The sequence below is a fragment of the Crocosphaera sp. Alani8 genome (genome assembly GCF_038442745.1).
In the GTDB taxonomy this organism is placed as follows: Bacteria; Cyanobacteriota; Cyanobacteriia; order Cyanobacteriales; family Microcystaceae; genus Crocosphaera.
Genome location: NZ_JARVCN010000389.1, coordinates 1 through 2781, shown reverse-complemented (window position 1 = coordinate 2781; position 2781 = coordinate 1). Strand labels below are relative to the sequence as shown.

The 2781-nt window shown below is 32.8% G+C and carries 4 protein-coding genes; 2 read left to right on the top strand and 2 right to left on the bottom strand.

Features of this window, described 5'->3' with window-relative positions; genetic code table 11:
• Positions 1-10: 10 nt before the first annotated feature.
• Positions 11-412, bottom strand: a complete 402-nt coding sequence (locus P9B04_RS19460; RefSeq protein ID WP_342056629.1) for a hypothetical protein — start codon at positions 410-412, stop codon at positions 11-13.
• 46 nt (positions 413-458) lie between these two features.
• Here P9B04_RS19460 and P9B04_RS19455 point away from each other — a divergent pair, with 46 nt between their 5' ends.
• Positions 459-929, top strand: a complete 471-nt coding sequence (locus P9B04_RS19455) for a terminase small subunit (RefSeq protein ID WP_342056628.1) — start codon at positions 459-461, stop codon at positions 927-929.
• Between the two features lie 154 nt (positions 930-1083).
• Here the strand turns inward: P9B04_RS19455 and P9B04_RS19450 are convergent, their stop codons facing one another.
• Positions 1084-1953, bottom strand: coding sequence for a hypothetical protein (locus P9B04_RS19450; RefSeq protein ID WP_342056627.1), 870 nt, complete (start codon positions 1951-1953; stop codon positions 1084-1086).
• A 184-nt stretch (positions 1954-2137) separates the two neighbouring features.
• Here P9B04_RS19450 and P9B04_RS19445 point away from each other — a divergent pair, with 184 nt between their 5' ends.
• Positions 2138-2683, top strand: a complete 546-nt coding sequence (locus P9B04_RS19445; protein WP_342056626.1) for a PadR family transcriptional regulator — start codon at positions 2138-2140, stop codon at positions 2681-2683.
• The last annotated feature ends 98 nt before the right edge of the window (positions 2684-2781 follow it).

Here is a 2781-nt window from a genome sequence, read left to right as displayed (position 1 = left end):
TCTTTGTCCCCTAACTTTCGGCGAGTCCCCCCAGACTTTTTGAGAAGCTTCGTAGGTAATCGTTAGCACTGATCAAGCCAACAGCATCAGGATAATTCTGTGCCATTGTGTAACAGTACGCCGCCCCACACTGAGACTTTCCCGAACGTGAACCGGCACGAAATAGGATGTACTTTGCTTCTTGAGTGTATGGTCTGGGAACTACTGAATAAGCGATCGCTTCTGTCCCATCCTTGTAATCGACTATTTTCTGTTCCCCTTTTTCACACCCTAAAATGTCAAAAAACAACTCCGATTGGCTACCAGGATTAGGGTAAAAAGGCAATGGCTTTGATTCCTTTTTTGAACCAAAGTCTTTAAGAATAACTTTACGGTAATATTCTCTTTCACCTAATTTCCGAAGATAACTCATGATTAAATGCGGGTAGTATATTAATAGTATTACGTGAAGTTGAGAAATGACAAAGCAAAAAAAAATAACTGAAAAAAATAAAGAGTTTTGTCGTAATTATCTCCAAACAGGAAACGCAACTGTATCATACCTAGAAGCCTACGGGGGTGGTTATCAGACAGCCTCGGTTAATGCCTCTGTACTACTAAGAAATACTAAGATCCAGGACTATATACAGGAATTACGGGATATTGAAGAAGCGGAAAGAATACTGCAAATTCGCAAGTTAAAGGAACAAAATATTGAATCTATCCAAGGTAATTTATTGCTTTCTAAAATATTAAGAGACATTTGTATTTCTAAAGCAAAAGAGAGCAGAAATACTCAGTCTCGTTATGATTTGTCAGAATCCTGGTTGAATGCGATCGCTAGAGCGGCTGAAGCTTCTTCCCGATTAGATAAAGCCGCCCGTGAAGGTTTTATCGTACTATCTGGATTAGAGAAACTTGCTGAAGAAATGGCAAATAAGGATGATTAATCTTCGTTTAAAATATCCTGAATAAACTTTGACTCAACTCTTGTTAATTTCTAAAAATGAGCCAAATAATATCACAAAATACGGTGTCTAATTCTATACAATAAGATAGGCTATCCATATTAATCTCTCCTTTAATATGTCATAGAAAGGGAAGTCAAAAGTTTAATTTATAAAAAATTAAGATTAGAAATGTAACGGATAAAAAATCCATAATTGTTAACTGTTCACTAGTAAGTCCAGAATAAGGTGATTTAAAATCACTTTTATTTATCTCTAAATTTCTATGCTTAATAGAAGCGTATAATTGCTTAATAATATCTTTTTGTTTATTAATATTTTCAATATTTGTTTCTACTACTAATTCATCTAGAAGACTCTCAGCTTCAGCTAATTGTGCAGTCAAGGTATTATTAAAGGACACCAAACCGAGTTGTTGGAGGAAAATAGTCTTTTCTTGATATGAATAGCCTACTCTCTCCTGTTTTGCTACTTGTAAACTTAGTCTTTTGTGTAAATGTTGCATATTAGCTCTGACTAAATCAATTTTCTCTTTTCTTCCCTCTGGCTTTAATTCAGCAAAAATCTCTATTTGTGGAGATTTTTGCACCATCGAGTTCATTTTTTTATTTTTTTGGTGAGATGGATTCAGCTTTTTTATAACTTGTTCCTGAATAAAATAATCACCTTTATCCATATATTCCTCAATAACCTTCGATTCTCCTTTAACTAGCAAAGCAGTTTCATTTATAGTTGTTGTATGTCCTTTATCTGTTATTTGAATTGAATAACGTGAAATTAACGTTATTTGTTCGTTTTTTCCGTTTAAAGCAGAAAAATCTGTTGCCATTTCTGGTTTTACTTGATTTTCTTTATGGGTACAAGTCTCATTTTCCAAGGGAATCTCAGATAAAATTAATCCACTACCGATAATAATTGTGAAGAGGAAATTACCCAAAATAGTCTTTTTCAAAGGAATGATAGGTAAATTAGCGATAATGTCAGATTTTAATAAAACTTTACTCATGATCTTAAACCTATATATCAAGTTTTATAGTATACTGGTGACGTGAATACTAAACTTGTTGAATACAAACTTAGCCTATACCAAATTTGTTGAGTATGTCAAGGGTTATTTTAGGTGAACTCTATTTTCAGAGAAATAAAACAACAGTATAGTAAAATCAGCTGTAAAATTTTTAAAAAAACATATGACGTTAACTCACACTATTTTAGTAGCTCTAACGACTAAATCCCATACCGGATATGAAATTTGGAAGACGTTCGAAGAGAGATTGAATTTTTTTTGGAAAGCAACACAACAGCAAATTTATCGAGAATTGGGAAAGATGGAGAAAAAAGGATTCGTGAATTCAGAGATTATTCTTCAACAAGGTCGTCCTAATAAAAAACTTTATTCAATTACGGAAGAAGGGCAAATAGAGTTAGAAAATTGGATCAGTTTACCATCTGAACCCACAGTAATTCGAGAAGATTTGTTAGTTAAAATTAGGGCAGGAGATTTGGTCAATCCAGATATTATTGTTCAAGAATTGAAGCATCATCATCAAATTCATCAAGAGAATTTAAATACTTACCAACAAAGAGAAAAAGATTTTTTAGAGAATATTAATAATTTATCTCCATCAGATTACTGTCGTTATTTAACTCTTAAAAGAGGTATACGTTATGAATATGGATGGATTGAGTGGTGCGAAGAAGCTTTAGAATATTTTACTAATTTGAAGCTAGAATGAGTTGGTTAAATTCTCAATTGATTTACATCAACTATAGATCTGAGATCTATAGCAATCAGGAATGAGGTGTGAGAAAATGAAAGAATAGTAAATCTAGA

Coding starts and splice junctions, on each gene's coding strand:
- P9B04_RS19445 (WP_342056626.1), top strand. CDS start 2,138: ATGACGTTAACTCACACTATTTTAGTAGCTCTAACGACTAAATCCCAT.
- P9B04_RS19460 (WP_342056629.1), bottom strand. CDS start 412: ATGAGTTATCTTCGGAAATTAGGTGAAAGAGAATATTACCGTAAAGTT.
- P9B04_RS19450 (WP_342056627.1), bottom strand. CDS start 1,953: ATGAGTAAAGTTTTATTAAAATCTGACATTATCGCTAATTTACCTATC.
- P9B04_RS19455 (WP_342056628.1), top strand. CDS start 459: ATGACAAAGCAAAAAAAAATAACTGAAAAAAATAAAGAGTTTTGTCGT.